This is a genomic window from Escherichia sp. MOD1-EC5495, assembly GCF_002965965.1.
In the GTDB taxonomy this organism is placed as follows: Bacteria; Pseudomonadota; Gammaproteobacteria; order Enterobacterales; family Enterobacteriaceae; genus Escherichia; species Escherichia ruysiae.
The window spans coordinates 289,316-314,650 of record NZ_PTRI01000001.1 but is presented as its reverse complement, the minus strand read 5'-3'; the positions used below and the strand labels follow the sequence as shown (position 1 = coordinate 314,650).

Genomic DNA, 25,335 nt, shown 5'->3' with positions numbered 1-25,335 from the left:
CGGTCACCCGTAGGCCTGATAAGACGCGCCAGCGTCGCATCAGGCTTCAATTGCCGGAGAAGGCGATAAAGCCTTATCCGGTCTACAGTGCAGGTGAGGCTTAAACTACTACACGTCCAGCAGCAGACGCGTCGGATCTTCCAGCAACTCTTTGATCGTTACCAGGAAGCCCACGGATTCGCGACCATCGATCAGACGGTGATCGTAGGACAGCGCCAGGTACATCATCGGCAGGATCTCAACCTGACCATTCACCGCCATCGGACGATCTTTGATAGCGTGCATACCCAGAATTGCGCTCTGCGGCGGGTTGATGATAGGTGTAGACATCAGGGAACCGAACACACCACCGTTGGTGATGGTGAAGTTACCACCGGTCAGATCTTCAACCGTCAGCTTACCGTCACGGCCTTTAACAGCCAGCTCTTTGATTTTCTTCTCGATATCTGCCATGCCGAGAGTATCGACATCACGCAGAACCGGCGTCACCAGACCGCGCGGCGTAGAAACCGCCATGCTGACGTCGAAATAGTTGTGGTAAACCACATCATCGCCATCGATAGAAGCATTCACTTCCGGGTAACGTTTCAGGGCTTCAACCACAGCTTTCACGTAGAAGGACATAAAGCCCAGACGGATGCCGTGACGTTTTTCAAATGCTTCACCGTACTGCTTACGCAGATCCATAATCGGCTTCATGTTGACTTCGTTGAACGTGGTCAGCATGGCGGTGGAGTTTTTCGCTTCCAGCAGACGCTCTGCCACACGCTTACGCAGGCGAGTCATCGGGACACGTTTTTCGCTACGTGCAGCCAGTGCCGGTTGTGCCGCCGGAGCAGCTGCTGGTGCAGATTCTTTCGCCGGGGCTTTCGCCAGATGTTTTTCCACATCTTCACGGGTCAGACGACCACCGACACCAGTGCCTTTAATCGCGCTAGATTCGAGGTTATGTTCAGCCAGCAGGCGACGGATCGCCGGGCTTAACGCGTCATTGTTTTGCTCTTCCAGAGACGCCTGCTGGCGTTGCGCCGGAGTGGACGCTTTCTCTTCAGATTTGGCGCTGGTTTCTTTACCGGCGCTGTTGCCTTCACGCAGGCGACCGAGGATCTGACGAGACGTTACCGTTGTACCTTCATCTTCCAGAACCGCATCCAGAATGCCGTCTGCTGATGCCGGTACTTCCAGTACCACTTTGTCAGTTTCGATTTCTACCAGCACTTCATCACGTACGACTGCGTCGCCGGGTTTTTTATGCCAGGTTGCGACGGTGGCATCGGCTACGGATTCAGGCAGGTCAGGGACCAGAATATCTACGCTACTCATTGTGTATCCTTTATTTATTCGACGTTCAGCGCGTCATTAACCAGATCTTGTTGCTGTTTCTGGTGAACGGACATATACCCTACCGCCGGAGAGGCGGAGGCCGGGCGGCCTGCATAACGCAGAGAAGCCCCAAACGGAATCACTTCACGGAAATGATGCTGGCTGCAGTACCATGCGCCCTGGTTGAGCGGTTCTTCCTGGCACCAGACAAAATCCTTGACGTGAGCAAACTGCTGCAACACTTCCTGCATCGCTTTATGCGGGAACGGGTAGAGTTGCTCGATACGCACGATGGCGACATCTTTTTGATTATTCTTACGGCGTTGTTCCAGCAGATCGTAATAAACCTTACCAGAACACATCACTACGCGCTTCACGCCCTTCGGATCAAGCTCGTCGATTTCACCGATGGCAGGCAGGAAGGTGCCGTTCGCCAGTTCTTCGAGGCTGGAGACCGCCAGCGGATGACGCAGCAGCGATTTCGGCGACATCACGACCAGCGGACGACGCATCCCGCGCAGCGCCTGACGACGCAGCATGTGGTAAACCTGTGCCGGGGTAGACGGTACGCAAACCTGCATGTTTTGCTCAGCGCAAAGTTGCAGATAACGTTCCAGACGCGCGGAGGAGTGCTCCGGCCCCTGCCCTTCATAACCATGCGGCAGCAGCATCACCAGGCCACACATCCGGCCCCATTTCTGTTCGCCAGAGGAGATGAACTGGTCGATAACCACCTGTGCACCGTTGGCGAAGTCACCGAACTGTGCTTCCCAGATGGTCAGGGTGCGTGGTTCTGCGGTGGCATAACCGTATTCAAACGCCAGCACAGCTTCTTCAGATAGTACGGAGTCCCAGACGCGGAACGCGCCCTGGCCGTTATGGATATGTTGCAGCGGCGTGTAAGTGGAACCGTTAGACTGGTTATGGATCACCGCGTGACGGTGGAAGAACGTACCGCGACCGGAGTCTTCACCCGACAGGCGAACCGGAATGCCTTCATCAACCAGCGTGGCGTAAGCGAGGTTTTCCGCACCGCCCCAGTCGAACAGTTTCTCACCAGCAGCCATCGCCTGGCGATCGCCATAAATCTTGGCAACGCGAGACTGCATTTCAATGGCTTCTGGCACCGTGCTGATGCGTTTAGCCAGCTCCTGCAGGCGCTTCATCTCAACTTTGTTCGGGTACTCTTCGTCCCATTCGTGGTTGAGGTACGGCGACCAGGTGAAGGAGTGCATGTTCATCGGACGCCACTCTGCCACCACGCAATCGCCAGCATCCAGCGCATCGCGGTACAGGTTAACCATCTCGGTGGCATCTTCCAGCGTCGCCACTTTTTCCTGCTCCAGCTTGTCAGCGTAGATTTTGCGCGGCGTTGGATGTTTTTTGATTTTCTGATACATCAGCGGCTGAGTTGCACTCGGCTCGTCGGCTTCGTTATGGCCATGACGGCGGTAGCATACCAGGTCGATGAAGACATCACGTTTAAAGGTGTTACGGAAATCGAGCGCCAGACGGGTCACAAAGGCAACGGCTTCCGGATCGTCCGCGTTAACGTGGAAAATCGGTGCCTGAACCATCTTGCCGATATCAGTACAGTACGGCGTCGAACGAGCATCCAGCGGGTTAGAGGTGGTGAAACCAACCTGGTTGTTGATAACGATACGTACCGTACCGCCAACTTCATAACCACGCGCTTTCGACATGTTCAGGGTTTCCTGAACCACGCCCTGCCCGGTCACTGCGGCGTCACCGTGGATGGTGATTGGCAGCACTTTGTTGCTGCTCGGCTCATCAAGTCTGTCCAGACGGGCACGAACAGAACCGATAACTACCGGGCTTACAATCTCAAGATGAGACGGGTTAAACGCCAGCGCCAGGTGCACCAGGCCGCCATCGGTCTGGAAGTCAGACGAGAAGCCCATGTGGTATTTCACGTCGCCCGTGCCGAGGTGTTCTTTATGTTTACCGGCAAACTCGTCGAACAAGTCTTGCGGTTTTTTACCCAGCACGTTCACCAGCACGTTCAGACGACCACGGTGCGCCATCCCGAGAACCACTTCACGGGTGCCGCTGTTGCCCGCGTGGCGGATCATCTCTTTAAGCATCGGGATTAACGCGTCACCGCCTTCCAGCGAGAAGCGTTTTGCGCCAGGGAATTTTGCGCCAAGGTAACGTTCAAGGCCTTCAGCGGCGGTCAGTTCGCTTAAGAAGCGTTTTTTCTCTTCGCTATTGAACGTCGCGCGACCAGACTCGATACGCTGTTGGATCCAGCGTTTTTCTTCGGTGCTGGTTATGTGCATATACTCGGCGCCAATCGGGCCGCAGTAGGTTTGCTTGAGAGCTTCCAGCAGCTCGCCGAGTTTCATGGTCTCTTTGCCGCTGGCAAATGAACCGACGTTGAAGGTCTCCTGGAAGTCTGCTTCGGTCAGATCGTGGAAAGACGGATCCAGATCGGCCACTTTATCTTGCTGCCACAGTCCCAGCGGATCGAGATTCGCATGTTGGTGACCACGGAAGCGGTATGCGTTAATGAGCTGCAGGACTTTAACCTGCTTCACATTGGTGTCAGGGTCGGAGATCGTTGAAGAGTAACGTGAAGCGTCTTTCGCCAGGCGGCGGAAATATTCACGCGTTTGAGAATGGAATTGATCCGGTTTGACTCCCGTACCAGGTAACTGCTGGAACGTCGAACGCCAGTTAGCGTCAACCGAGTCAGGATCGGTTAAGAAGTCTTCATAGAGCTGTTCTATCCAGCTCTGGTTTGCGCCAGAGAGGTAAGAAGAGTCCAACCAGGCTTTCAAAGCGCTGTTCTGCATCGTGATCCCTTAAGCATCTTTTTTATGCTTACTTCGCCGTGGATACTACCACGCACAGTGATGTGCGTGCCGGGGTTCACTTGTTGCGGACTTGTCGTGTTTTCTGCGTCCGCTAAGGAACCTTTAAAAACTGTCTTAGTGTCAGGGGCAGTTTTTAAAGATTTCCTGCATTTCTTTTCCAGGCCGGATAAGGCGTTTACGCCACATCCGGCACTGGTTGCCTGATGCGACGCTTGCGCGTCTTATCAGGCCTGGTATTTATGCATTACGTTGCAACAACATCGACTTGATATGGCCGATGGCACGCGTCGGATTCAGCCCTTTCGGACATACACTGACGCAGTTCATGATGCTGTGACAGCGGAATACACTGAATGCATCACTCAAACCGTCAAGGCGACTGTCAGTCTCGGTATCACGGCTATCAATCAGGAAACGATACGCCGCTAACAAGCCTGCAGGACCGATAAACTTATCGGGATTCCACCAGAAAGACGGACAAGAGGTTGAACAACATGCGCAGAGAATACATTCATACAGCCCGTCGAGTTTTTCACGTTGCTCTGGCATTTGTAAATGCTCACGAGCTGGTAGATTTTGTCCATTATTCAACAAGTAAGGCTTAATTTTCTCATATTGCGCATAGAATTGTCCCATGTCTACCACCAAATCGCGGACAACCGGTAAACCTGGCAACGGACGAATTACAATCTTCTTGCCCGGCTGGTTGAGTGCCGAAATCGGGGTAATACAGGCCAGACCATTCTTGCCATTCATGTTCAGACCGTCGGAACCACACACACCTTCACGGCAGGAGCGGCGGAACGACAGGCTGGGATCTTTCTCTTTCAGCTGAATAAGCGCATCCAGCAGCATCATGTCGCGACCTTCTTCCGCTTCCAGGGTGTAATCCTGCATACGCGGAGCATCATCAACATCCGGGTTATAGCGATAAATTGAAAACTCGAGTCTCATTTTCCTGTCTCCGCATTAGTAAGTACGAATCTTCGGCGGGAATGCCGGGCGCAGTTTCGGTTCCATGTTGACGCTACGTCGCGTCATGGATTCCGACTCTGGCAGATACAGGGAGTGGCACAGCCAGTTTTCATCATCACGATCCGGGAAGTCGAAGCGGCTATGCGCGCCACGGCTTTCAGTACGGAAGTTGGCAGAAACAGCCGTTGCATACGCCGTTTCCATCAGGTTATCCAGTTCCAGGCATTCAACGCGCTGGGTGTTGAACTCGCTGGAAGTGTCATCCAGACGGGCATTTTTCAGACGCTCGCGGATCACTTTCAACTGCTCAAGCCCTTTCGCCATCGCATCACCTTCACGGAATACCGAGAAGTTATGCTGCATACATTCTTGCAGTGCTTTACGGATCGCCACCGGATCTTCACCGTTACGGTTATTGTTCCAGCGGTTCAGACGCTCCAGAGACGCTTCTACATCAGACTCGCTGGCATCGCGCAGTGCGCCCTGCTCGGCGATAGACTCTTGCAGATGCAGACCTGCCGCGCGACCAAATACCACCAGATCCAGCAGCGAGTTGCCGCCAAGGCGGTTAGCACCGTGTACCGATACGCAAGCAATTTCCCCCACCGCGAACAGGCCAGGGATCACCACATCTTCGCCCTTCTCATTCACCGTCAGCGCCTGACCGGTCACTTTGGTCGGAATACCGCCCATCATGTAGTGACAGGTTGGGATAACCGGAATCGGTTCTTTAACCGGATCAACGTGAGCGAAGGTACGGGAAAGTTCCAGGATACCCGGCAAGCGGGATTCAAGAACTTCTTTACCCAGGTGGTCGAGTTTCAGTTTTGCGTGTGGCCCCCACGGACCATCACAGCCGCGACCTTCACGGATTTCGATCATGATGGAGCGCGCCACCACATCACGACCCGCCAGGTCTTTAGCGTTCGGCGCATAACGCTCCATAAAGCGTTCGCCATGTTTGTTCAGCAGATAGCCGCCTTCACCACGGCAGCCCTCGGTTACCAGTACGCCCGCACCGGCAATCCCCGTCGGGTGGAACTGCCACATTTCCATATCCTGCACAGGTACGCCTGCACGGATAGCCATGCCGACGCCGTCGCCGGTGTTAATGTGGGCATTGGTGGTGGACTGATAAATACGCCCTGCCCCGCCGGTCGCCAGCACGGTCGCGCGGGCTTTGAAGTAAACCACTTCACCGGTTTCGATGCACAGTGCGGTACAACCCACCACCGCGCCATCCTGGTTTTTCACCAGATCCAGCGCATACCATTCGGAGAAAATAGTGGTGTGGTTTTTCAGGTTCTGCTGATAAAGGGTGTGCAACAGTGCGTGACCGGTACGGTCGGCAGCCGCCGCAGTACGTGCCGCCTGCTCGCCGCCGAAGTTTTTCGACTGGCCGCCAAACGGACGTTGATAGATACGACCATCATCAAGACGCGAGAACGGCAGCCCCATGTGTTCCAGTTCCAGAATCGCTTCCGGCCCGGTTTTACACATATATTCAATCGCGTCCTGGTCACCGATATAGTCCGACCCTTTAACAGTGTCATACATATGCCATTCCCAGTTATCTTCATGGGTATTACCCAGCGCAACGGTAATGCCGCCTTGCGCAGAAACGGTATGGGAACGGGTCGGGAAGACTTTAGAGAGCAGCGCACAGGTCTGGCCGCTCTGGGAAATTTGCAGCGCCGCGCGCATACCTGCGCCACCAGCACCAATCACAACTGCATCAAATTCTCTGACTGGCAATTTCATTACACACCCCACACCACAACGAATCCATAAATCACGTAAACCACCAGTGCAACGACAATCACCAGTTGCAGCATCAGGCGCAAAGCCAGAGGTTTAACGTAGTCGGTCAACACCTGCCACATGCCGATCCAGGCATGGATCAAGATGGAAAACAGCGCCAGCAGGGTGAACACTTTAGTGAACGCAGAGGCAAAGAAACCGATCCAGACTTCATATGTCAGTTCGCCACTGGTAGCGAAAAAACCGACCATATAAATGATGTAGAGCGTCAGGACGATAGCAGTAGCGCGAACGAGGATGAAATCATGTACGCCATTGCGTCCTAATGCGGAGGCGTTGCTTACCATACGAGGACTCCTGCAAGAATTGAAAGCACGACAGTAATGACAAAGGAGATTTTGGCGGAGCGTTTACCCGCTTCGAATGTTTCTTCCAGATAGCCAAAATCCATCATCATGTGGCGAATACCTACGATGACGTGATACGCCAGAGCGGTAAGAATGCCCCACATGATAAATTTGACGAAGAAGCTGCCCATAATGGCGGAAGCTTGCTCGAAACCTTCAGGGGAAGAGAGGCTGGTACCCAGAAGCCACAGCAGGATGCCCACTGCAACAAAGGTGATCACACCGGAAACGCGATGGAGAATGGACGCTATCGCCGTGACGGGGAACCGGATGGTCTGTAGGTCCAGATTAACAGGTCTTTGTTTTTTCACATTTCTTATCATGAATAACGCCCACATGCTGTTCTTATTATTCCCTGGGGACTACGGGTACAGAGGATAACTTTCTGTTACCTGGAGACGTCGGGATTTCCTTCCTCCGGTCTGCTTGCGGGTCAGACAGCGTCCTTTCTATAACTGCGCGTCATGCAACACACTGCTTCCAGATGCGAAAACGACACGTTACAACGCTGGGTGGCTCGGGATTGCAGGGTGTTCCGGAGACCTGGCGGCAGTATAGGCTGTTCACAAAATCATTACAATTAACCTACATATGCTTTGTCGGGTTTTATCCAGAACAGTGATCTGGGTCACGATAACAACATTTATTTAATTTTTAACCATCTCATTTGACAATCATTCAACAAAGTTGTTACAAACATCATCAGGAAAAGCATATAATGCGTAAAAGTTATGGGGTCACTATTTCACCTAAGATTAACTTATGTAACAGTGTGGAAGTATTGACCAATCCATCCAGGACAGTTATTAGTGATAGACAGGTTTAATAATTCGGATTGCTAAGTGCTTGATTCGCCGTTTATTCGTCATCAATGAATCCTTTACCTGCAAGCGCCCAGAGCTCTGTACCCAGGTTTTCCCCTCTTTCACAGAGCGGCGAGCCAAATAACAAACGGGTAAAGCCAGGTTGATGTGCGAAGGCAAATTTAAGTTCCGGCAGTCTTACGCAATAAGGCGCTAAGGAGACCTTAAATGGCTGATACAAAAGCAAAACTCACCCTCAACGGGGATACAGCTGTTGAACTGGATGTGCTGAAAGGCACGCTGGGTCAAGATGTTATTGATATCCGTACTCTCGGTTCAAAAGGTGTGTTCACCTTTGACCCAGGCTTCACTTCAACCGCATCCTGCGAATCTAAAATTACTTTTATTGATGGTGATGAAGGTATTTTGCTGCATCGAGGTTTCCCTATCGATCAGCTGGCGACCGATTCTAACTACCTGGAAGTCTGTTACATTCTGCTGAATGGTGAAAAACCGACCCAGGAACAGTATGACGAGTTTAAAACTACAGTTACCCGTCATACGATGATCCACGAACAGATCACCCGCCTGTTCCACGCCTTCCGTCGCGACTCTCATCCGATGGCGGTCATGTGCGGTATTACCGGCGCGCTGGCAGCGTTTTATCACGACTCACTTGACGTCAATAACCCACGTCATCGTGAAATCGCCGCGTTCCGTCTGCTGTCGAAAATGCCGACCATGGCTGCGATGTGTTACAAATACTCCATCGGTCAGCCATTTGTTTACCCGCGCAATGACCTTTCTTACGCTGGCAACTTCCTGCACATGATGTTCTCCACGCCGTGCGAACCGTATGAAGTCAATCCAATTCTGGAACGTGCAATGGATCGTATTCTGATCCTGCACGCTGACCACGAGCAGAATGCTTCTACCTCTACCGTGCGTACCGCTGGCTCTTCGGGTGCAAACCCGTTTGCTTGTATCGCAGCAGGTATTGCTTCGCTGTGGGGGCCAGCTCACGGTGGTGCTAACGAAGCTGCGCTGAAAATGCTGGAAGAAATCAGCTCCGTTAAGCACATTCCGGAATTTGTTCGTCGTGCGAAAGACAAAAATGATTCTTTCCGCCTGATGGGCTTCGGTCACCGCGTGTACAAAAATTACGACCCGCGCGCCACCGTAATGCGTGAAACCTGCCATGAAGTCCTGAAAGAGCTGGGCACCAAAGATGACCTGCTGGAAGTGGCAATGGAGCTGGAAAACATCGCGCTGAACGACCCGTACTTTATCGAGAAGAAACTGTACCCGAATGTCGACTTCTACTCCGGTATCATCCTGAAAGCGATGGGTATTCCGTCTTCCATGTTCACCGTCATTTTCGCAATGGCACGTACGGTTGGCTGGATCGCTCACTGGAGCGAAATGCACAGTGATGGAATGAAAATTGCCCGTCCACGTCAGCTGTATACTGGCTATGAAAAACGCGATTTTAAAAGCGATATCAAACGTTAATCGGTGATGACTAAGCAGTAAATTCATTTAACCCGCCCTTTTTATATGGCGGGTTATTTTTTGTTGGATAAAACACGAAAAATTGTAAAAATAAAATTAAAAAGCGGGCAAGGAACAAAAAACAAGCAGCTTACATAGCAATCAATATAATATCTTTTTAGGAATAATTGTCCTCTCCGTCCTGTTTATAACCTTCTGAATATTATGCATATCCATTTCTCACTTCTATTTTTAATAGCCAAATCAATTCACATCACAAATTAATTACTTTCGTATTTAGTAATACTAAATCTATTTTTAAGTAAAACTAAAAACACTCCACACGCAAAATCAGATAATCTGGCAGAGCTATACTATTTTTCTATTTCCTTAAAGGATTCTGTTATGTTTAAAGGACAAAAAACATTGGCCGCATTGGCCGTATCTCTGTTGTTCACTGCTCCTGTTTATGCTGCAGACGAAGGTTCTGGTGAGATTCACTTTAAAGGTGAAATTATTGAAGCTCCTTGTGACATTCATCCAGATGATGTTGATAAAAATATTGACCTTGGACAAGTCACGACAACCCATATAAACCGGGATCATCACAGCAATAAAGTGGCCGTCGACATTCGCTTAATAAACTATGACCTGCCAAGTTCTGATAATGGTAGCGGTTCGCCGATATCCAAAGTTGCCGTAACCTTCGACGGTTCGGCTAAAACGACCGGGGCAACACCTCTGTTGAGTAATACCAGTGCTGGCGAAGCAACAGGTGTCGGCGTAAGACTGATGGACAAAAATGACACAAACATCGTATTGGGTACAGCTGCGCCAGACCTCGACCTGGATTCAAGCTCAACAGAACAAACGCTGAACTTCTTTGCCTGGATGGAACAAATTGATAATGCAGTCAATGTCACGGCTGGTGCCGTAACCGCTAACGCGACCTACGTTCTGGATTATAAATAAGCATAATTATGGCGGCGACGTAGCCGCCTTTCTGCAAATATTTATCAGGTATGGACACCGTGAATATTTATCGACTCTCTTTTATTTCCTGCCTGACGATGGTAATGCCGTCCGCGCTGGCGGTCGAATTTAACCTGAGCGTCCTCGACAAATCGATGCGTGATAGCATTGATATTTCATTATTAAAAGACAAAGGGGTGATTGCCCCCGGTGAATATTTTGTTAGCATTGCCGTTAATAATAACCAAATCAGTAACGGGCAAAAAATTAGCTGGCAAAAAAGCGGTGATAAAACCATTCCGTGCATTGATGAATCACTGGTGGATAAATTCGGTTTAAAACCAGACTTCCGTCAATCATTAATACAGAGAAATCAGTGTGTTGATTTTAGCTCGCATCCAGAAATACTCTTCAATTTCGATCAAACCAATCAGCAACTCAATATCACCATTCCGCAAGCGTGGCTGGCATGGCACTCAGAAAACTGGATGCCGCCATCAACATGGAAAGAAGGTGTAGCCGGCTTTCTGATGGATTACAACCTGTTTGCCAGCAACTACCGTCCCCAAGGCAGTAGCAGCAACACTAACCTGAACGCTTATGGTACTGCCGGTATTAACATGGGTGCATGGCGCTTACGCAGCGATTACCAGTTGAGCCGTTCCGAAAGCGACAATGCCCATGACCAGAGCGGCGGAATATCACGTACTTATCTTTTTCGCCCACTACCACAATTAGGTTCGAAATTAACCTTGGGCGAAACTGATTTCAGTTCCAATATTTTCGACGGTTTTTCTTATACCGGTGCGGCACTGACCAGCGATGACCGGATGTTGCCCTGGGAACTGCGCGGTTACGCCCCACAAATCAGCGGTATCGCGCAAACCAACGCCACCGTCACCGTAAGTCATTCGGGGCGAGTTATTTACCAGAAAAAAGTCCCGCCTGGCCCGTTTATCATTGATGACATCAATCAGTCTGTCCAGGGTACGCTGGATGTCAAAGTGACGGAAGACGATGGACGTGTGAACAACTTTCAGGTTTCGGCCGCCTCGACGCCCTTCCTGACGCGCCAGGGTCAGGTTCGCTATAAACTTGCTGTTGGTCAGCCGCGAACCTCAATGTCTCATCAAACTGAAAATGAAACCTTTTTTAGCAATGAAATGTCCTGGGGGATGCTCTCGAATACCTCGTTATATGGCGGTTTGCTACTCTCAGGAAATGACTATCATTCTGGCGCAATAGGCATCGGGCAAAATATGCTCTGGCTGGGAGCATTGTCATTTGATGTCACCTGGGCCAGTAGCCAATTTGATACCCAGCAGGACGAGCGAGGCTTAAGCTACCGTTTCAATTACAGCAAACAAGTGGACGCCACAAATAGTACGATTTCACTCGCTGCTTATCGCTTCTCCGATCGTCATTTTCACAGCTACGCCAACTATCTGGATCACAAATACAACGACAACGATGCACAAGACGAAAAACAGACGATCAGCTTATCAGTAGGCCAACCGATAACCCCTCTGAACCTCAACCTGTACGCCAACCTGTTACATCAGACCTGGTGGAACGCAAATACCTCCACGACTGCCAACATAACGGCAGGTTTTAATATTGATATCGGTGAGTGGAAAGATATATCAATTTCGACGTCATTCAACACAACCCACTACGAAGACAAAGATCGCGACAACCAGATTTACCTGTCGATTTCATTACCTGTCGGTAACGGTGGTCGAGTCGGCTATGACATGCAAAACAGTAGTAACAGCACTACACACCGCATGTCGTGGAACGATACGCTGGATGAACGTAATAGCTGGGGCATGTCTGCCGGAGCACAATCCGATCGCCCTGATAATGGCGCACAGGTGAGCGGCAACTATCAACACCTGAGTTCAGCCGGTGAATGGGATTTGTCTGGCACTTATGCCGCCAATGATTACAGCTCCGTCAGCAGTAGCTGGAGTGGTTCCTTTACCGCCACTCAATATGGCGCAGCCTTCCATCGCCGCAGTTCAACCAACGAGCCACGGCTGATGGTCAGCACCGACGGCGTGGCAAATATTCCGGTTCAGGGTAATCTCGACTACACCAACCATTTTGGTATTGCGGTAGTGCCGCTAATTTCCAGTTACCAACCTTCCACCGTGGCAGTCAACATGAATGATTTACCTGACGGCGTGACTGTTGCTGAAAACGTCATCAAAGAAACGTGGATTGAAGGCGCTATTGGTTACAAATCGCTGGCTTCCCGTTCTGGTAAAGACGTTAACATTATTATTCGCGACGTCAGCGGTCACTATCCCCCTCTCGGTGCCGATATTCAGCAGAATGGCAGCGGAATCAGTGTAGGTATGGTTAGCGAGGAAGGCCATGCCTGGCTTGGTGGAGTAGCTGAAAACCAGCAATTTACAGTGCTCTGGGGTGACAAACAAAGTTGCATTATTCATCTGCCAGAACGTCTGGAAGATACGACCAAACGCCTGATTTTACCTTGTCATTAATTAAGGAAAAGAGAATGACATTTATTAAAGGATTGCCCCTGATTCTGTTAGCCGTCAGCCTGGGTAGCCACGCTGCCGTGCAACCCGATCGCACACGAGTTGTGTTTAACGCCAACGACAAAGCCACCAGCCTGCGCATAGAAAACCAGAGTGACAAACTGCCTTACCTTGCTTATTCCTGGATAGAAAATGATAAAGGGGAGAAAAGCGACGATCTTCTGGTCGCTCTGCCACCAATACAGCGCCTGGAACCAAAAGCAACATCGCAGGTGCGGATTGTAAAGCAAGCGTCAACCACACAGTTACCCGGCGATCGTGAAACGCTGTTCTACTATAACATGCGCGAAATTCCGCCAGCACCGGATAAAAGCAGCGACCATGCGATACTTCAGGTCGCGATCCAAAGCCGTATCAAGTTGTTCTGGCGACCTGCGGCATTGCGCAAGAAAACAGGTGAACACGTAGAGCTACAGTTACAGGTTAGCCAGCAGGGCAACCAACTTACCCTGAAAAACCCTACCGCCTATTACCTGACGATTGCCTATCTTGGGCAAAATGATAAAGGTGTGCTCCCCGGTTTTAAATCGCTGATGATTGCCCCTTTTAGCACCGTCACAACGAATACTGGAAGCTATAACGGTAATCATTTTTACTTGGGTTACATGGATGATTACGGCGCATTACGGATGAATACTCTGAACTGTAACGGACAATGTCGTTTACAGGCGGTGGAGGCGAAGAAATGAGTACTGACAAGGGATTGTTGCTCATCATCTGTCTGTTATTTCTGCCGTTGAAGTCTGCGCTGGCGCTGAACTGCTATTTTGGCGCATCTGGAGGATCTGTAGAAAAATCAGAAGCTATTCAACCCTTTGCTGTGCCAGGCAATGCCAAACCTGGCGATAAAATCTGGGAATCTGACGATATTAAAATTCCCGTCTATTGTGACAACAATACTAACGGCAACTTTGAAAGCGAGCATGTTTATGCCTGGGTAAACCCCTACCCCGGAATGCAGGATCGCTATTATCAACTTGGCGTAACATATAACGGCGTTGATTACGATGCCAGTCTCGGGAAAAGCCGAATCGACACCAACCAGTGTATCGACAGCAAGAAAATTGATATCTACACACCAGAGCAAATCATTGCCATGGGGTGGCAAAATAAGATTTGTTCCGGCGATCCCAGCAATATTCATATGTCGCGTACATTTCTCGCGCGTATGCGGCTCTATGTTAAAGTTCGTGAAATGCCGCCGCATGATTATCAAAGTACGCTGAGCGACTATATTGTGGTGCAATTTGATGGCGCTGGCAGTGTTAATGAAGATCCTTCCGCCCAAAACCTGAAATATCACATTACCGGTCTGGAAAACATCCGTGTACTGGATTGCAGCGTTAACTTTTCTATTTCGCCTGAAACACAGGTGATTGATTTTGGTAAATTTAACGTACTGGATATTCGCCGTCACACGATGTCGAAAAGTTTTAGTATTAAGACGACGAAATCACAAAATGACCAGTGCACCGACGGGTTTAAAGTCAGTTCCTCGTTTTATACCGAAGAAACGTTGGTTGAAGAAGATAAAGCATTGTTGATTGGTAATGGCCTTAAACTACGTTTACTGGATGAAAACGCCTCGCCCTATACTTTCAACAAATACAGCGAATATGCCGATTTCACCAGCGACATGTTAGTTTATGAAAAAAACTTTACCGCCGAATTGTCATCCATACCAGGCACCCCCATCGAGGCTGGTCCCTTCGATACAGTAGTGCTTTTTAAGATTAACTATAACTGAGTTACCATGATGCCCTTAGCAGCCAGAAAGGGCATCTCTTTCAGATAATTGCTTATTTTCCCCTTTTCCTTGATTACCGTTATTTTTTCCAGGCCCGGCTTTCTTTATGCTGTATCGATACACCAAAGAGAAAATAATGAGGGAGCGAAGGATGCCAGTCTTGCAGTGGGGAATGTTATGTGTGTTATCACTTCTCCTTTCTATTGGTTTCCTCGCGGTACATCTCCCGGCGGCACTATTACTTGGGCCGATGATCGCCGGGATCATCTTCAGTATGCGCGGAATGACTCTGCAACTCCCTCGCTCCGCTTTTCTTGCTGCGCAGGCCATTCTTGGCTGCATGATTGCGCAAAACCTCACTGGCTCGATCCTCACTACTCTGGCCGTTAACTGGCCAATTGTGTTAGCCATTTTACTGGTGACGCTGCTTTCCAGCGCCATCGTGGGCTGGTTATTGGTGCGCTATAGCTCGCTACCGGGTAATACCGGCGCCTGGGGTTCTTCTCCTGGCGGCGCAGCGGCAATGGTCGCTATGGCGCAGGATTACGGCGCAGATATCCGTCTGGTGGCGTTTATGCAATATTTGCGAGTACTGTTTGTCGCAGGTGCGGCAGTTCTGGTTACGCGGATGATGCTGGGCGATAACGCTGAAGCGGTTAATCAACAGATCGTCTGGTTCCCGCCAGTCAGCATTAATATCCTGCTTACGATTTTGCTCGCGGTCGTTGCCGGTACGGCGGGATGCCTGCTACGTCTTCCTTCCGGCACGATGCTCATCCCGATGCTGGCGGGCGCGGTACTCCAGTCTGGCGAGTTCATCACAATTGAGTTACCAGAATGGCTGCTGGCGATAGCTTATATGGCGATTGGTTGGCGAATTGGTCTGGGCTTCGATAAGCAAATCTTACTGCGAGCACTACGCCCGCTACCGCAAATCCTGCTGTCGATTTTTGCTCTACTGGCTATTTGTGCGGGTATGGCGTGGGGGCTGACCCGGTTTATGCATATTGATTTTATGACTGCCTACCTCGCCACCAGCCCCGGCGGACTTGATACGGTGGCGGTCATCGCCGCAGGGAGCAATGCCGATATGGCGCTCATTATGGCGATGCAAACCCTGCGCTTGTTCAGTATTTTGCTGACGGGGCCAGCCATTGCACGGTTTATTTCAACCTATGCGCCGAAACGTTCTGCCTAATGCTGGCAGCCAGGGCACCAGTAAAACGGGCGCGATGACAGAGTGGTTTTCTCAATGATGCCGCCACAGCGTTCGCACGGTTCGCCATCACGATGAAAAACCTTAAAGCGAAACAGCGCGCCATGATGTTTATTCTCATCCACCTGCCCCCGCGTAGCGTAAGAAAGACGCGGAATATCCAGTAGCGCGTGCGCGAGTGCATCCAGTTGCGCCTCGTTGAGCTCTTTCGCTTTATGACTTCCGGTCAATCCGACCTGCCAGAGGATCTCCACCCGCAGATAATTGCCAAGCCCTGCCAGAAACGCCTGATCGAGCAGTAATCCGGCAAACTGCCGGTTACGAAAGCGCGGCGACAATAACCGTTCTTTTACCACATCCGGCGTCAGATTTGGGTCGAGCACATCGGGGCCAACGCGTTGTAAAAACGGATGTGTGGTCAGTTGTTCCGGCGTCAACATCTCAATATCCGAGGCGCTATAAAGCAGAATGGTTTTGTCAGCCGTTTGCAGTTTTACCCGCAATACTCGCGTGGTCTGCGGCTCTTCGCCGGTATCGACCACGCGCCAGACGCCGTAAAGCTGATTATGACTATAGAGCGTTAAGTCGTTGGAAAAATGAGTTAACAACGCCTTACCACGCGTTTCCACATGGGTAACGTGTTGACCGATAAGTCGTGATTGATAAGGTTTTAACTGCGGGAAGGCAAACCAGACATCAGTTAGAGGTTTGCCTTTGATCGCCGCCTCCAGGTTATCCGCTGCGCGGCGGATCTCCGGGCCTTCAGGCATGGTGATATCCTTTTTTCGTTCTTTGTTCAGCGGGATTATACTGCGACAACAATCCCCTTTTGGGTAAATGTAGCGCGTAGTCGGCGGGCGAACGCCAGTGCGTGCTCGCCGTCGCCATGCAGACAGACCGTTTGCGCCGTGACCGTTGCCCATTCGCCGGTGATACTTTTGACTCTGCCGTGTTGCACCATCTCCAACGTTTGCGCCAGCGCCTGTTCTTCGTTTTCAATCAACGCGCCTGACTGGCTTCGCGGCACCAGCGAGCCGTCAGCCTGATAGCCGCGATCGGCAAACACTTCCTCGCGCGTTGTCAGGCCATTACGCTTGCCTGCACGGATCAGCTCGCTTCCCGCCAGTCCAACGAGAATCAATGCCGGATCGCAAGCGTAAACCGCTCTGGCGATAGCGTCTGCCAGTTGTGCGTCTTTCGCCGCCTGGTTATACAACATGCCGTGCGGTTTGACGTGGCGCATCACGCCACCTTCTGCACGGACAATCACTGCCAGCGCGCCAATTTGATACAACGTCTGGGCGTAAACCGTTTCCGGCGGCAGCTGCATGGCGCTACGTCCAAAGTTTTCCCTGTCGGGAAAGCTCGGGTGAGCGCCAATTGCGACACCATTTTTTATTGCTTCACGAACGCTTGCCTGCATGGTTTGCGCGTCGCCTGCATGAAATCCACAGGCAATATTGGCTGAGGAAACCAGCGTTAACAGTTCAGCGTCGCTGGCGCAGCCTTCGCCCAGATCGGCGTTCAGGTCAATTTTCATTGTGCAGCCGCCACGCTAATTGTTCGAAATAATGTTGCTGATCCTGGCGCGCTTTCAGTGCCTCTTCCAGCGAACACTGGACAAAATGAATGGGCTGTCCGAGTGGGATTTGCGCCAGATGGTACATGTCGGCTTCAATAATACAGGCAATACGTGGATAACCACCGGTGGTCTGTGCGTCGTTCATCAACACAATGGGCTGCCCGTTATGCGGCACCTGCACCACACCCGGTAACAAACCGTGAGATAACAGTTCGCGATCGATGGTGCGTTTTAAAATTTGCCCCTGTAAGCGATAGCCCATGCGGTTACTTTGCGGGCTAAGCTGCCATGGCGAACGCCAGAATGCATCCTGCGAGGCGCGATCGAACTCATGATATTCCGGCCCCGGCAAGGCGCGAATGCGGTTGCCCCACAGCAGCTGTTTAACGCCCTGCGCTTCCATAAAATCACGCTTCGCTTTACCAATCGGGAGGCGGTCACCATCCTTCAGTAAACGGCCTTCCAGCCCGCCAATCCCCACTTTGAGATCGGTGCTGCATGACCCCATTACCGGCGGAACATCAATACCACCCGCCACCGCCAGATAACTGCGCATCCCGTGCTGCGGGCGTTTAAGGGTTAAACGCTGGCCTGCTTTCATCGGCAATCGCCAGCCGGTCCAGACGGCATTATCATCCAGCCGCGCTTCGCAACCGGCACCCGTCAGAGCAAACCACCCATCAGTTTCGAACTCAACCGTTAACTGACCGAGCGTGATTTCCAGTGCGGGAGCGTTGGCATCGTTACCCACCAGCAGATTAGCAATACGCAGCGCAGGCATATCCAGTGCGCCGCAGTGGCTGATACCCGACTGGCGAAAACCGTGACGACCACCATCCTGCACGGTGGTATACATCCCCGCACGAATAATTTTCAACATACTCCCTCCCTCTGCGGCACAAAGCGCACGCTGTCTCCCAGACATAATAAGATGGGTTCGTCCCGCGTCGGGTCAAATAAACTGAGCGAGGTATGGCCTATTAATTGCCACCCCCCCGGCGTTGCCAGCGGATAAACACCAGTCTGCGCCCCACCGATCCCGACAGAACCTGCCGGAACGAGCAAACGCGGTTCCGCGCGTCGCGGCGTGTGTAGTTGTTCCGGCAAACTACCGAGATACGGGAAGCCCGGTTGAAAACCTAAAAACCAGACCACGTATTCCACGGAGGAGTGCAATTCAACGACCTGTTTTTCACTCAACCCACAATGTGCCGCGACCACCGATAAATCCGGCCCGCCAGCACCACCGTAAACCACCGGGATTTCGATATGGCGTGACTCCGGTTCCAGCGCCTCACTCTCCTCCCACCAGCGTTGCAAACGCTCTATAGCATCCAGCGCCAGCGACTCAGGATTACGCAAAATCACCGTAATATTGTTCATGCCAGGAATGGCTTCCACCACATTCGGCATATCAACCAGACGCTGCGCCAGACGCCAAATCCGTTTCTGGCTAGCCAGCGTCACCGGCGGTTCCAGTTCTAACACTACCGCCGTTTCACCTATCAGATAACAACGCGCTCGTTGCACTTTCGATCCCTCTGATTATTCGTTATGCCGGATTAGGAATATCAATAAAGGTCACTTCAAGATCGGTATTTTCATTCAGCCACTCGCTCAACGCGCGAATACCGCCGCGTTCGGTGGCATGGTGACCTGCAGCATAAAAATGCAATCCCTGCTCGCGCGCCGAATGAATGGTCTGTTCAGAAACTTCGCCAGTAATAAATGCATCCACGCCAAAACGCGCGGCGCTATCGATAAAACTTTGTCCGCCGCCCGTGCACCAGGCGACGCGTTTCACCACCTCAGGTCCGGTATCGCCACACCATAACGGCTTGCGTCCCAGACGCGCTTCAATCCAGGAAGCCAGTTCCAGCCCCGGCACAGGCATGGTCAGTTCGCCCCACGGCACCAACGGCTCAATTTCGCCCATGACCGTGATCCCCAGTAACGCCGCCAGTTGTGCGTTATTGCCAAGCTCCGGATGCGCGTCCAGCGGCAGATGCCAGCCATACAGGTTGATATCATTCGCCAGCAAGGTTTTTAAACGGTTACGCTTCATGCCGCGAATTACCGGAGATTCGCCTTTCCAGAAGTAGCCATGATGCACAATGACCGCATCCGCGCCCAGACGCACTGCCTCATCGAGCAAAGCCTGGCTGGCAGTGACACCGGTAACAATTTTTTGCACCGTCTCTTTGCCTTCCACCTGTAAACCATTCGGCGCGTAATCACTTATCGCCGCGCTGTTCAGTTTCTCGTTAATCAGTTGTTCCAGTTCGGTGTTTTTCATCTTCGCGCCTTCCGTATTCTGATAGCTACACCGTTAACATAGCGTTACCTCGCCTGTTCGTCGATAGCCAATCTTTTGACATATTAAGAAACAAACAGGCGGCCAAAAGGCGCAAATTGTTTATCTCATCACACTACAGTTCATGTATATTTATGCAAACAGACAGCATATTGCATAAATAATCAGATCTGTATCAAGGTTTTAACTTTAAGGAAACACACGCACACCGCGCTTTTATTACGTGGCGTCGCATCCAACTGTGGAATTATCATGAATAAACACGCATCACAGCCGCGCGCTATCTACTACGTCGTCGCGCTACAAATCTGGGAATATTTTAGCTTCTACGGAATGCGCGCCCTGCTGATTCTCTATCTCACCAATCAGCTGAAGTACAACGATACCCACGCTTACGCGTTATTCAGTGCCTACTGTTCACTGGTATATGTCACGCCAATTCTTGGCGGCTTCCTGGCCGATAAAGTGCTCGGCAACCGTATGGCGGTAATGTTGGGAGCGTTGTTGATGGCGGTCGGACATCTGGTGTTGGGCGCCAGCGAGATCCATCCGACATTCCTCTATTTATCGCTGGCGATTATCGTCTGCGGCTATGGCCTGTTTAAATCCAACGTCAGTTGCCTGCTTGGCGAACTCTATGAGCCAACCGATCCGCGTCGTGATGGCGGTTTCTCGCTGATGTATGCGGCAGGTAACGTGGGTTCTATTATCGCCCCAATCGCCTGTGGTTACGCCCAGGAAGAGTATAGCTGGGCAATGGGCTTTGGCCTGGCTGCGGTCGGGATGATCGCCGGGCTGGTCATTTTCTTATGCGGCAATCGTCACTTCACTCATACCCGGGGCGTTAATAAGGAGGTGCTGTGTGCGAAAAACTTTCTCCTGCCGAACTGGGGATGGCTGCTGGTTCTGCTGGTCGCAACACCTGCGCTGATTACTGTATTGTTCTGGAAAGAATGGTCGGTATACGCCTTAGTTGTTGCCACGGTGATTGGACTGGCGGTGCTGGCAAAAATTTATCGCAAAGCAGAAAACCAGAAACAGCGTAAAGAACTGGGGCTGATTGTTACCCTTACCTTCTTCAGTATGTTGTTCTGGGCCTTCGCACAACAGGGCGGCAGTTCGATTAGCCTTTATATCGACCGTTTCGTTAACCGCGATATTTTCGGTTATACCGTTCCGACCGCTATGTTTCAGTCGATTAATGCCTTCGCGGTCATGCTGTGCGGGGTGTTCCTTGCCTGGGTCGTGAAAGAGAGCGTGGCGGGTAATCGTACCGTGCGCATTTGGGGAAAATTTGCTCTTGGCCTCGGTCTGATGAGCGCCGGATTCTGCATTCTGACCTTAAGCGCCCGCTGGTCTGCGATGTATGGTCACTCTTCCCTACCGCTGATGGTTCTGGGGCTGGCGGTGATGGGCTTTGCCGAACTGTTTATCGATCCGGTAGCCATGTCACAAATTACGCGTATTGAAATCCCCGGCGTGACCGGCGTATTAACCGGCATTTATATGCTGCTTTCCGGCGCGATTGCTAACTATCTGGCGGGCGTCATTGCCGATCAGACATCGCAAGCTTCGTTTGATGCTTCCGGAGCGATCAACTACTCCATCAACGCGTATATTGAAGTGTTTGATCAAATCACCTGGGGCGCACTGGCTTGTGTGGGGTTGGTGCTGATGATTTGGCTGTACCAGACGCTGAAGTTCAGAAATCGCGCGCTGGCGCTGGAGTCTTAATAAGCGCCTGATGCGACGCTGACGCGTCTTATCAGGTCTGTATGGCTCATTAAATTTGCACTATCAGGTAGGCCGGATACGGCGTTCACGTCGCATCCGGCATCTGGGCACAATTGCCTGACGCGTCTGTTATTTCCCTTTCCTCGCCGCCTCATACGCTGCCAGCGTTCGTAATCTGGCTTCTTTGTGATCGACAATCGGCTCTGGATAATCCAGCTTTACACCCGCTTTCTGCGCCCATTTCCACGGCTCATGCACCGATTTTCCCGGCACATCGCGCAGCTCCGGTAACCACTGGCGGATAAACTCGCCCTCGCGGTCAAATTTCTCGCCCTAGGTTGTCGGGTTGAATATACGAAAATACGGCGCGGCATCAGTACCCGTAGAAGCCGCCCACTGCCAGCCACCGTTATTGGCTGCCAAATCACCATCAATCAGTTGCGACATAAAATATCGCTCGCCTTCGCGCCAGTCGATCAACAAATCTTTCACCAGAAAGCTAGCTGTAATCATCCGCAGACGGTTATGCATCCAGCCAGTGTTGTTAAGCTGACGCATGGCGGCATCGACAATCGGGTATCCGGTTTTGCCTTCCTGCCAGGCCTTTAAATGTGCGGGATTGCGCTGCCACTGCACGCGGTCGGACCAGGCAATAAACGGACGATGTTTACACAGCGAGGGGTAATACGTTATCAGGTGCCGGTAAAACTCGCGCCATATCAACTCATTAAGCCAGACGCTACCCGCTCCACCGTCCATCGCCTGCGGTTGTTCCGCCAGCAGGCGATACAAACACTGGCGAGGCGATAATCCTCCCGTTGCGAGGCTTGCGGACAAACGGCTGGTGCCTTCTACCGCCGGGAAATCACGCTGTTGCTCATACTCTCCGGCACCGTTCTGGCAAAAATGGCGTAATTGCGCAATCGCCGCTTTTTCTTCCACCGGGAAATGCGCAGTGTCGAAAGACTGACGGGGATAATTCAGCGTAATGGATGGCGCGGGATCTATCGCTCCGCTACTACGGACTGTTGGTGCAGCGACGCACTCCGGCATCCCTTCCCGCAGCCGTTTCAGCCAGGCATTTTTAAATGGCGTAAATACTTTGTACATCTCGTGATTGCCGGCCATCACCGCGCCAGGTGGCAGGATCACGCTGTCATCAAATCCTTCACACACCACGTTACACAGCGTTCTCTCAACCAGAGCATCCCGCGCTCGCTCATTCACTTCATACTGATAGTTATAAAACAAATGGGTAACGCGGTTTTCCACGCACACCTGTTTAACCATTTCAACGCTGTCGGCAAAGTCATCCACTTCATGAAATAACAAAGGAATGCCTTTTTCTGCCAGCGCGATCTGTAGCCCGTTCAGTTGAGCATTGATTAGCTCAGCCTGACGCGGCGATATATTATGCGCTGACCACTGCTGCGGCGTGGCAATAAATAGCGCCACCACGCGTGCAGACGACTTGCGGCAGGCGGCAGCCAGTGCGAGATTATCGTGCAGACGTAAATCCTGGCGAAACCAGACCAGATGGGTGGTCATAAAACTCCTGCATGGCGCAAGTTAATAACACGCGGCCAAAGTTCGAAATAACGTTGCCCTGAAAGCCAGGCATTAGGATAAAGCGCCATATAGTGTTTGATACGCATCAGCGGCGCAAGAAGCGGTTGCTCGCCACATCGATAATTGTCAATAAGCGCCGCCAGTTGCTGACGTTCTGTGGAATCAATATGCGGACGAAAATACCCCTGAACGTGCATCAAAACGTTGGTGTGATCGCGCGGGTTGGCGGGGTGAGATAGCAAAACGATTACGCGCTGGCGGTATTCATTGTAAAAATCGTCCAGATTTTGCCACTGATGAATATCTGCCACGAACGGGCCGAGCTTGCGGTATTCGGGCTGAGAATGAGCCAGAAATACGAGTTTATAGCGGCTGTGATAATCGTTGAGCATACCGCGCGTTAAGCCTCGCTCTTTAAGACGGTATAACTCGTGAAGCGCGGAGATACGGATTAGGGTGCTTTCATCAAAAAGTTGTTGATTCATTACTGCTCCTGAACGGTTTACAGGAGTAAGTGTAGACGATGGGGAATGAGATTTGTGGGGAAGCATTTTGTTGGTAAAAATATTATCAACTTCATCTGAGCGTGAATCATTCCACTATTTTCCGAGCTGCACTAATTTTTTATTTTTAGGAAGTAACAGTTCTCAATGCTTGATTACCTCACTATTAATTGTATTGTAAACCAATAATCACACACCATTTTTCTCTTTAAAAAACATAAAGGCTGTTAAAATAAATATTCACCTTGTTATCTTAGATACTATTTCTACATTACTCGTCTTTATAATCAAATTATTCTTATTCATAGATATTTTTGCAACTTTAAAATAGCGACTTTCACCAACGTCAGCCATGCAAATTAAACCACAAGCTCTGCCAGCCTTTGTACATGAGAAAAATCATCCATCTACTCTATTTATCCCCGAACCTTTAACACCATAATAAATCAGAATTTCGTGGTATTTTTGATCCTTCACGCTTTCATATTTATGGTATTTAATTGAAAATCAGAGCAAGATTACTAAAGCCCGCTCCCCGCAAGGACTGATGCGATATAGTCTCTGTCCATGGCTGCTTTTCGCGTCTTACGTCTTAACCCTGCCTTAAATACCTTATATTTCGTCAAAATATTAATGGCGATATGTCTGATCCCTGAAAATAATTCTGCTGTATTTCCTCTTCTTATTTTGCAGTCGTCTTCATTCATTACCACATCCAGGCGCCAGTGCAACTTATTCTCCACGTGCCAGTGATTTCGAATTGCTGTCGTAAACTTTTCTGCGGTTAAATCAGCAGAACTGATATTATATCTGATCGTCATTTCGGGCTCCTTCTTTTGTTCTGCTATTATTGACCGAAAGGAGACTGCCACGCATAATTTTTTCAGTCCTTTCCATTCAAACGTAACATAAATAAGTTCATCAGGGACATCGCAAACAATATGAAGACGGATTTCTTCTCTGCAATATCTTTCTGGCACCCCATCACATCAGTTGTGATAATTTTTCCTTTAATCTCCAACATGTTAAGATGTTCAGGGATAGCTGTAATCTCATTGGATTTCTCATCCGTCTTAATCTGCCCAAGGGACTCAGACTGTGCATAGTTGAGAACGCTCTAATGACATGAATCGCTCCCTTGCAGCGACTCTTATCATAAGAGTGCCGGAGCGTTTTTCCATCAATTGCAATGAGGTCTTTATCATTTGAGGAATGGCAGTCACGCATCCAGTTAATAAAGCACTCGTGAAATTTTGCAGGACTGATACAGGATACAACGCTGGCAATGGAATCGTGAACAGGGATGCCATTTTTAAAATGACCATATTGCTTCAAAAAATCGAGATGTGTTTCCCCAAAATCCTCTATATCTTCCTATCCTTCAGCCCCGAAAATGACGGCACAGATTGTCAGCGCCAGGATATCTGACAATTTATGTTCCACTTTCCAGGCTTGTCTGTAATCCGGGGATAATAGAAATATGTTCCATCAATTTTTTAAGTGCCATTTTGTTCTCCTTATTTATGTAAGGAGT

20 protein-coding genes and 2 pseudogenes are annotated in these 25,335 nt (G+C 50.6%); 8 read left to right on the top strand and 14 right to left on the bottom strand.

What is annotated here, in order from left to right; all coding sequences use genetic code 11:
- Window positions 1–108 precede the first annotated feature (108 nt).
- The 6 genes from odhB to sdhC all read right to left on the bottom strand — a co-directional run bounded on the left by odhB (window position 109) and on the right by sdhC (window position 7,641).
- Window positions 109–1,323 (bottom strand): 2-oxoglutarate dehydrogenase complex dihydrolipoyllysine-residue succinyltransferase, encoded by a 1,215-nt coding sequence (gene odhB / locus BEG40_RS01470; protein ID WP_000099844.1) that lies wholly within the window; start codon window positions 1,321–1,323, stop codon window positions 109–111.
- 14 nt (window positions 1,324–1,337) lie between these two features.
- The gene (gene sucA / locus BEG40_RS01465; protein ID WP_001181469.1) at window positions 1,338–4,139 is read right to left on the bottom strand and encodes a 2-oxoglutarate dehydrogenase E1 component; all 2,802 of its coding nucleotides are present in this window, start codon (window positions 4,137–4,139) and stop codon (window positions 1,338–1,340) included.
- A 258-nt stretch (window positions 4,140–4,397) separates the two neighbouring features.
- Entirely contained in the window at window positions 4,398–5,114 is a 717-nt protein-coding gene (sdhB, locus tag BEG40_RS01460) for a succinate dehydrogenase iron-sulfur subunit SdhB (protein WP_001235265.1), read from the bottom strand.
- Window positions 5,115–5,129: 15 nt separating this feature from the next.
- A complete protein-coding gene (sdhA, locus tag BEG40_RS01455) occupies window positions 5,130–6,896 on the bottom strand; it encodes a succinate dehydrogenase flavoprotein subunit (protein ID WP_021550461.1) in 1,767 nt (588 codons plus the stop codon).
- Entirely contained in the window at window positions 6,896–7,243 is a 348-nt protein-coding gene (sdhD, locus tag BEG40_RS01450) for a succinate dehydrogenase membrane anchor subunit (protein WP_000254365.1), read from the bottom strand. The genes sdhA and sdhD overlap by 1 nt, the downstream gene beginning before the upstream one ends.
- On the bottom strand, window positions 7,237–7,641 hold the full coding sequence (gene sdhC / locus BEG40_RS01445; RefSeq protein WP_000263351.1) for a succinate dehydrogenase cytochrome b556 subunit: 405 nt from the start codon (window positions 7,639–7,641) through the stop codon (window positions 7,237–7,239). Before sdhC ends, sdhD begins: the two co-directional genes overlap by 7 nt.
- A gap of 380 nt (window positions 7,642–8,021) precedes the next feature.
- On the opposite strand from sdhC, the gene BEG40_RS21665 reads away from it, so the two are divergent.
- The 7 genes from BEG40_RS21665 to BEG40_RS01405 all read left to right on the top strand — a co-directional run bounded on the left by BEG40_RS21665 (window position 8,022) and on the right by BEG40_RS01405 (window position 16,081).
- Window positions 8,022–8,129 (top strand): hypothetical protein, encoded by a 108-nt coding sequence (locus BEG40_RS21665; protein WP_122983127.1) that lies wholly within the window; start codon window positions 8,022–8,024, stop codon window positions 8,127–8,129.
- Between the two features lie 205 nt (window positions 8,130–8,334).
- Window positions 8,335–9,618 (top strand): citrate synthase, encoded by a 1,284-nt coding sequence (gene gltA, locus BEG40_RS01430; protein ID WP_000785828.1) that lies wholly within the window; start codon window positions 8,335–8,337, stop codon window positions 9,616–9,618.
- A 384-nt stretch (window positions 9,619–10,002) separates the two neighbouring features.
- Entirely contained in the window at window positions 10,003–10,569 is a 567-nt protein-coding gene (locus tag BEG40_RS01425; RefSeq protein WP_105284763.1) for a fimbrial protein, read from the top strand.
- A 50-nt stretch (window positions 10,570–10,619) separates the two neighbouring features.
- The gene (locus BEG40_RS01420; protein ID WP_198600200.1) at window positions 10,620–13,079 is read left to right on the top strand and encodes a fimbria/pilus outer membrane usher protein; all 2,460 of its coding nucleotides are present in this window, start codon (window positions 10,620–10,622) and stop codon (window positions 13,077–13,079) included.
- Between the two features lie 14 nt (window positions 13,080–13,093).
- The gene (locus tag BEG40_RS01415) at window positions 13,094–13,825 is read left to right on the top strand and encodes a fimbrial biogenesis chaperone (protein ID WP_000142795.1); all 732 of its coding nucleotides are present in this window, start codon (window positions 13,094–13,096) and stop codon (window positions 13,823–13,825) included.
- Entirely contained in the window at window positions 13,822–14,883 is a 1,062-nt protein-coding gene (locus BEG40_RS01410) for a fimbrial protein (protein WP_000102196.1), read from the top strand. Before BEG40_RS01415 ends, BEG40_RS01410 begins: the two co-directional genes overlap by 4 nt.
- 151 nt (window positions 14,884–15,034) lie before the next feature.
- Window positions 15,035–16,081, top strand: a complete 1,047-nt coding sequence (locus BEG40_RS01405; protein WP_105284762.1) for an AbrB family transcriptional regulator — start codon at window positions 15,035–15,037, stop codon at window positions 16,079–16,081.
- Here the strand turns inward: BEG40_RS01405 and nei are convergent.
- From nei to ybgI, 5 genes are read right to left on the bottom strand one after another with little or no spacing between them, the layout of a single operon-like run.
- Entirely contained in the window at window positions 16,078–16,869 is a 792-nt protein-coding gene (gene nei, locus BEG40_RS01400; protein ID WP_105284761.1) for an endonuclease VIII, read from the bottom strand. The genes BEG40_RS01405 and nei overlap by 4 nt on opposite strands.
- Before the next feature lie 35 nt (window positions 16,870–16,904).
- Window positions 16,905–17,639: a 5-oxoprolinase subunit PxpA gene (gene pxpA / locus BEG40_RS01395; protein WP_105284760.1), complete on the bottom strand. Its 735-nt coding sequence runs from the start codon at window positions 17,637–17,639 to the stop codon at window positions 16,905–16,907.
- Window positions 17,629–18,561: a 5-oxoprolinase subunit PxpC gene (gene pxpC, locus BEG40_RS01390; RefSeq protein WP_105284759.1), complete on the bottom strand. Its 933-nt coding sequence runs from the start codon at window positions 18,559–18,561 to the stop codon at window positions 17,629–17,631. The genes pxpA and pxpC overlap by 11 nt, the downstream gene beginning before the upstream one ends.
- Window positions 18,555–19,211, bottom strand: a complete 657-nt coding sequence (pxpB, locus tag BEG40_RS01385; protein WP_105284758.1) for a 5-oxoprolinase subunit PxpB — start codon at window positions 19,209–19,211, stop codon at window positions 18,555–18,557. Before pxpB ends, pxpC begins: the two co-directional genes overlap by 7 nt.
- A 22-nt stretch (window positions 19,212–19,233) precedes the next feature.
- Window positions 19,234–19,977 (bottom strand): radiation resistance protein YbgI, encoded by a 744-nt coding sequence (ybgI, locus tag BEG40_RS01380; protein WP_000798868.1) that lies wholly within the window; start codon window positions 19,975–19,977, stop codon window positions 19,234–19,236.
- A 270-nt stretch (window positions 19,978–20,247) separates the two neighbouring features.
- On the opposite strand from ybgI, the gene dtpD reads away from it, so the two are divergent.
- Complete coding sequence (gene dtpD / locus BEG40_RS01375) at window positions 20,248–21,729, top strand: dipeptide permease DtpD (protein WP_105284757.1); 1,482 nt, start codon at window positions 20,248–20,250, stop codon at window positions 21,727–21,729.
- 129 nt (window positions 21,730–21,858) lie between these two features.
- On the opposite strand, the pseudogene phrB reads toward dtpD, so the two are convergent.
- The 3 genes and pseudogenes from phrB to BEG40_RS01360 form a co-directional block, all read right to left on the bottom strand.
- Window positions 21,859–23,277, bottom strand: a pseudogene (gene phrB / locus BEG40_RS01370) (deoxyribodipyrimidine photo-lyase).
- Window positions 23,274–23,783: a YbgA family protein gene (locus BEG40_RS01365; RefSeq protein ID WP_105284756.1), complete on the bottom strand. Its 510-nt coding sequence runs from the start codon at window positions 23,781–23,783 to the stop codon at window positions 23,274–23,276. The pseudogene phrB and the gene BEG40_RS01365 overlap by 4 nt, the downstream one beginning before the upstream one ends.
- A gap of 539 nt (window positions 23,784–24,322) precedes the next feature.
- Window positions 24,323–25,308 (bottom strand): annotated as a pseudogene (locus tag BEG40_RS01360) (ISAs1 family transposase).
- Window positions 25,309–25,335: the final 27 nt, after the last annotated feature.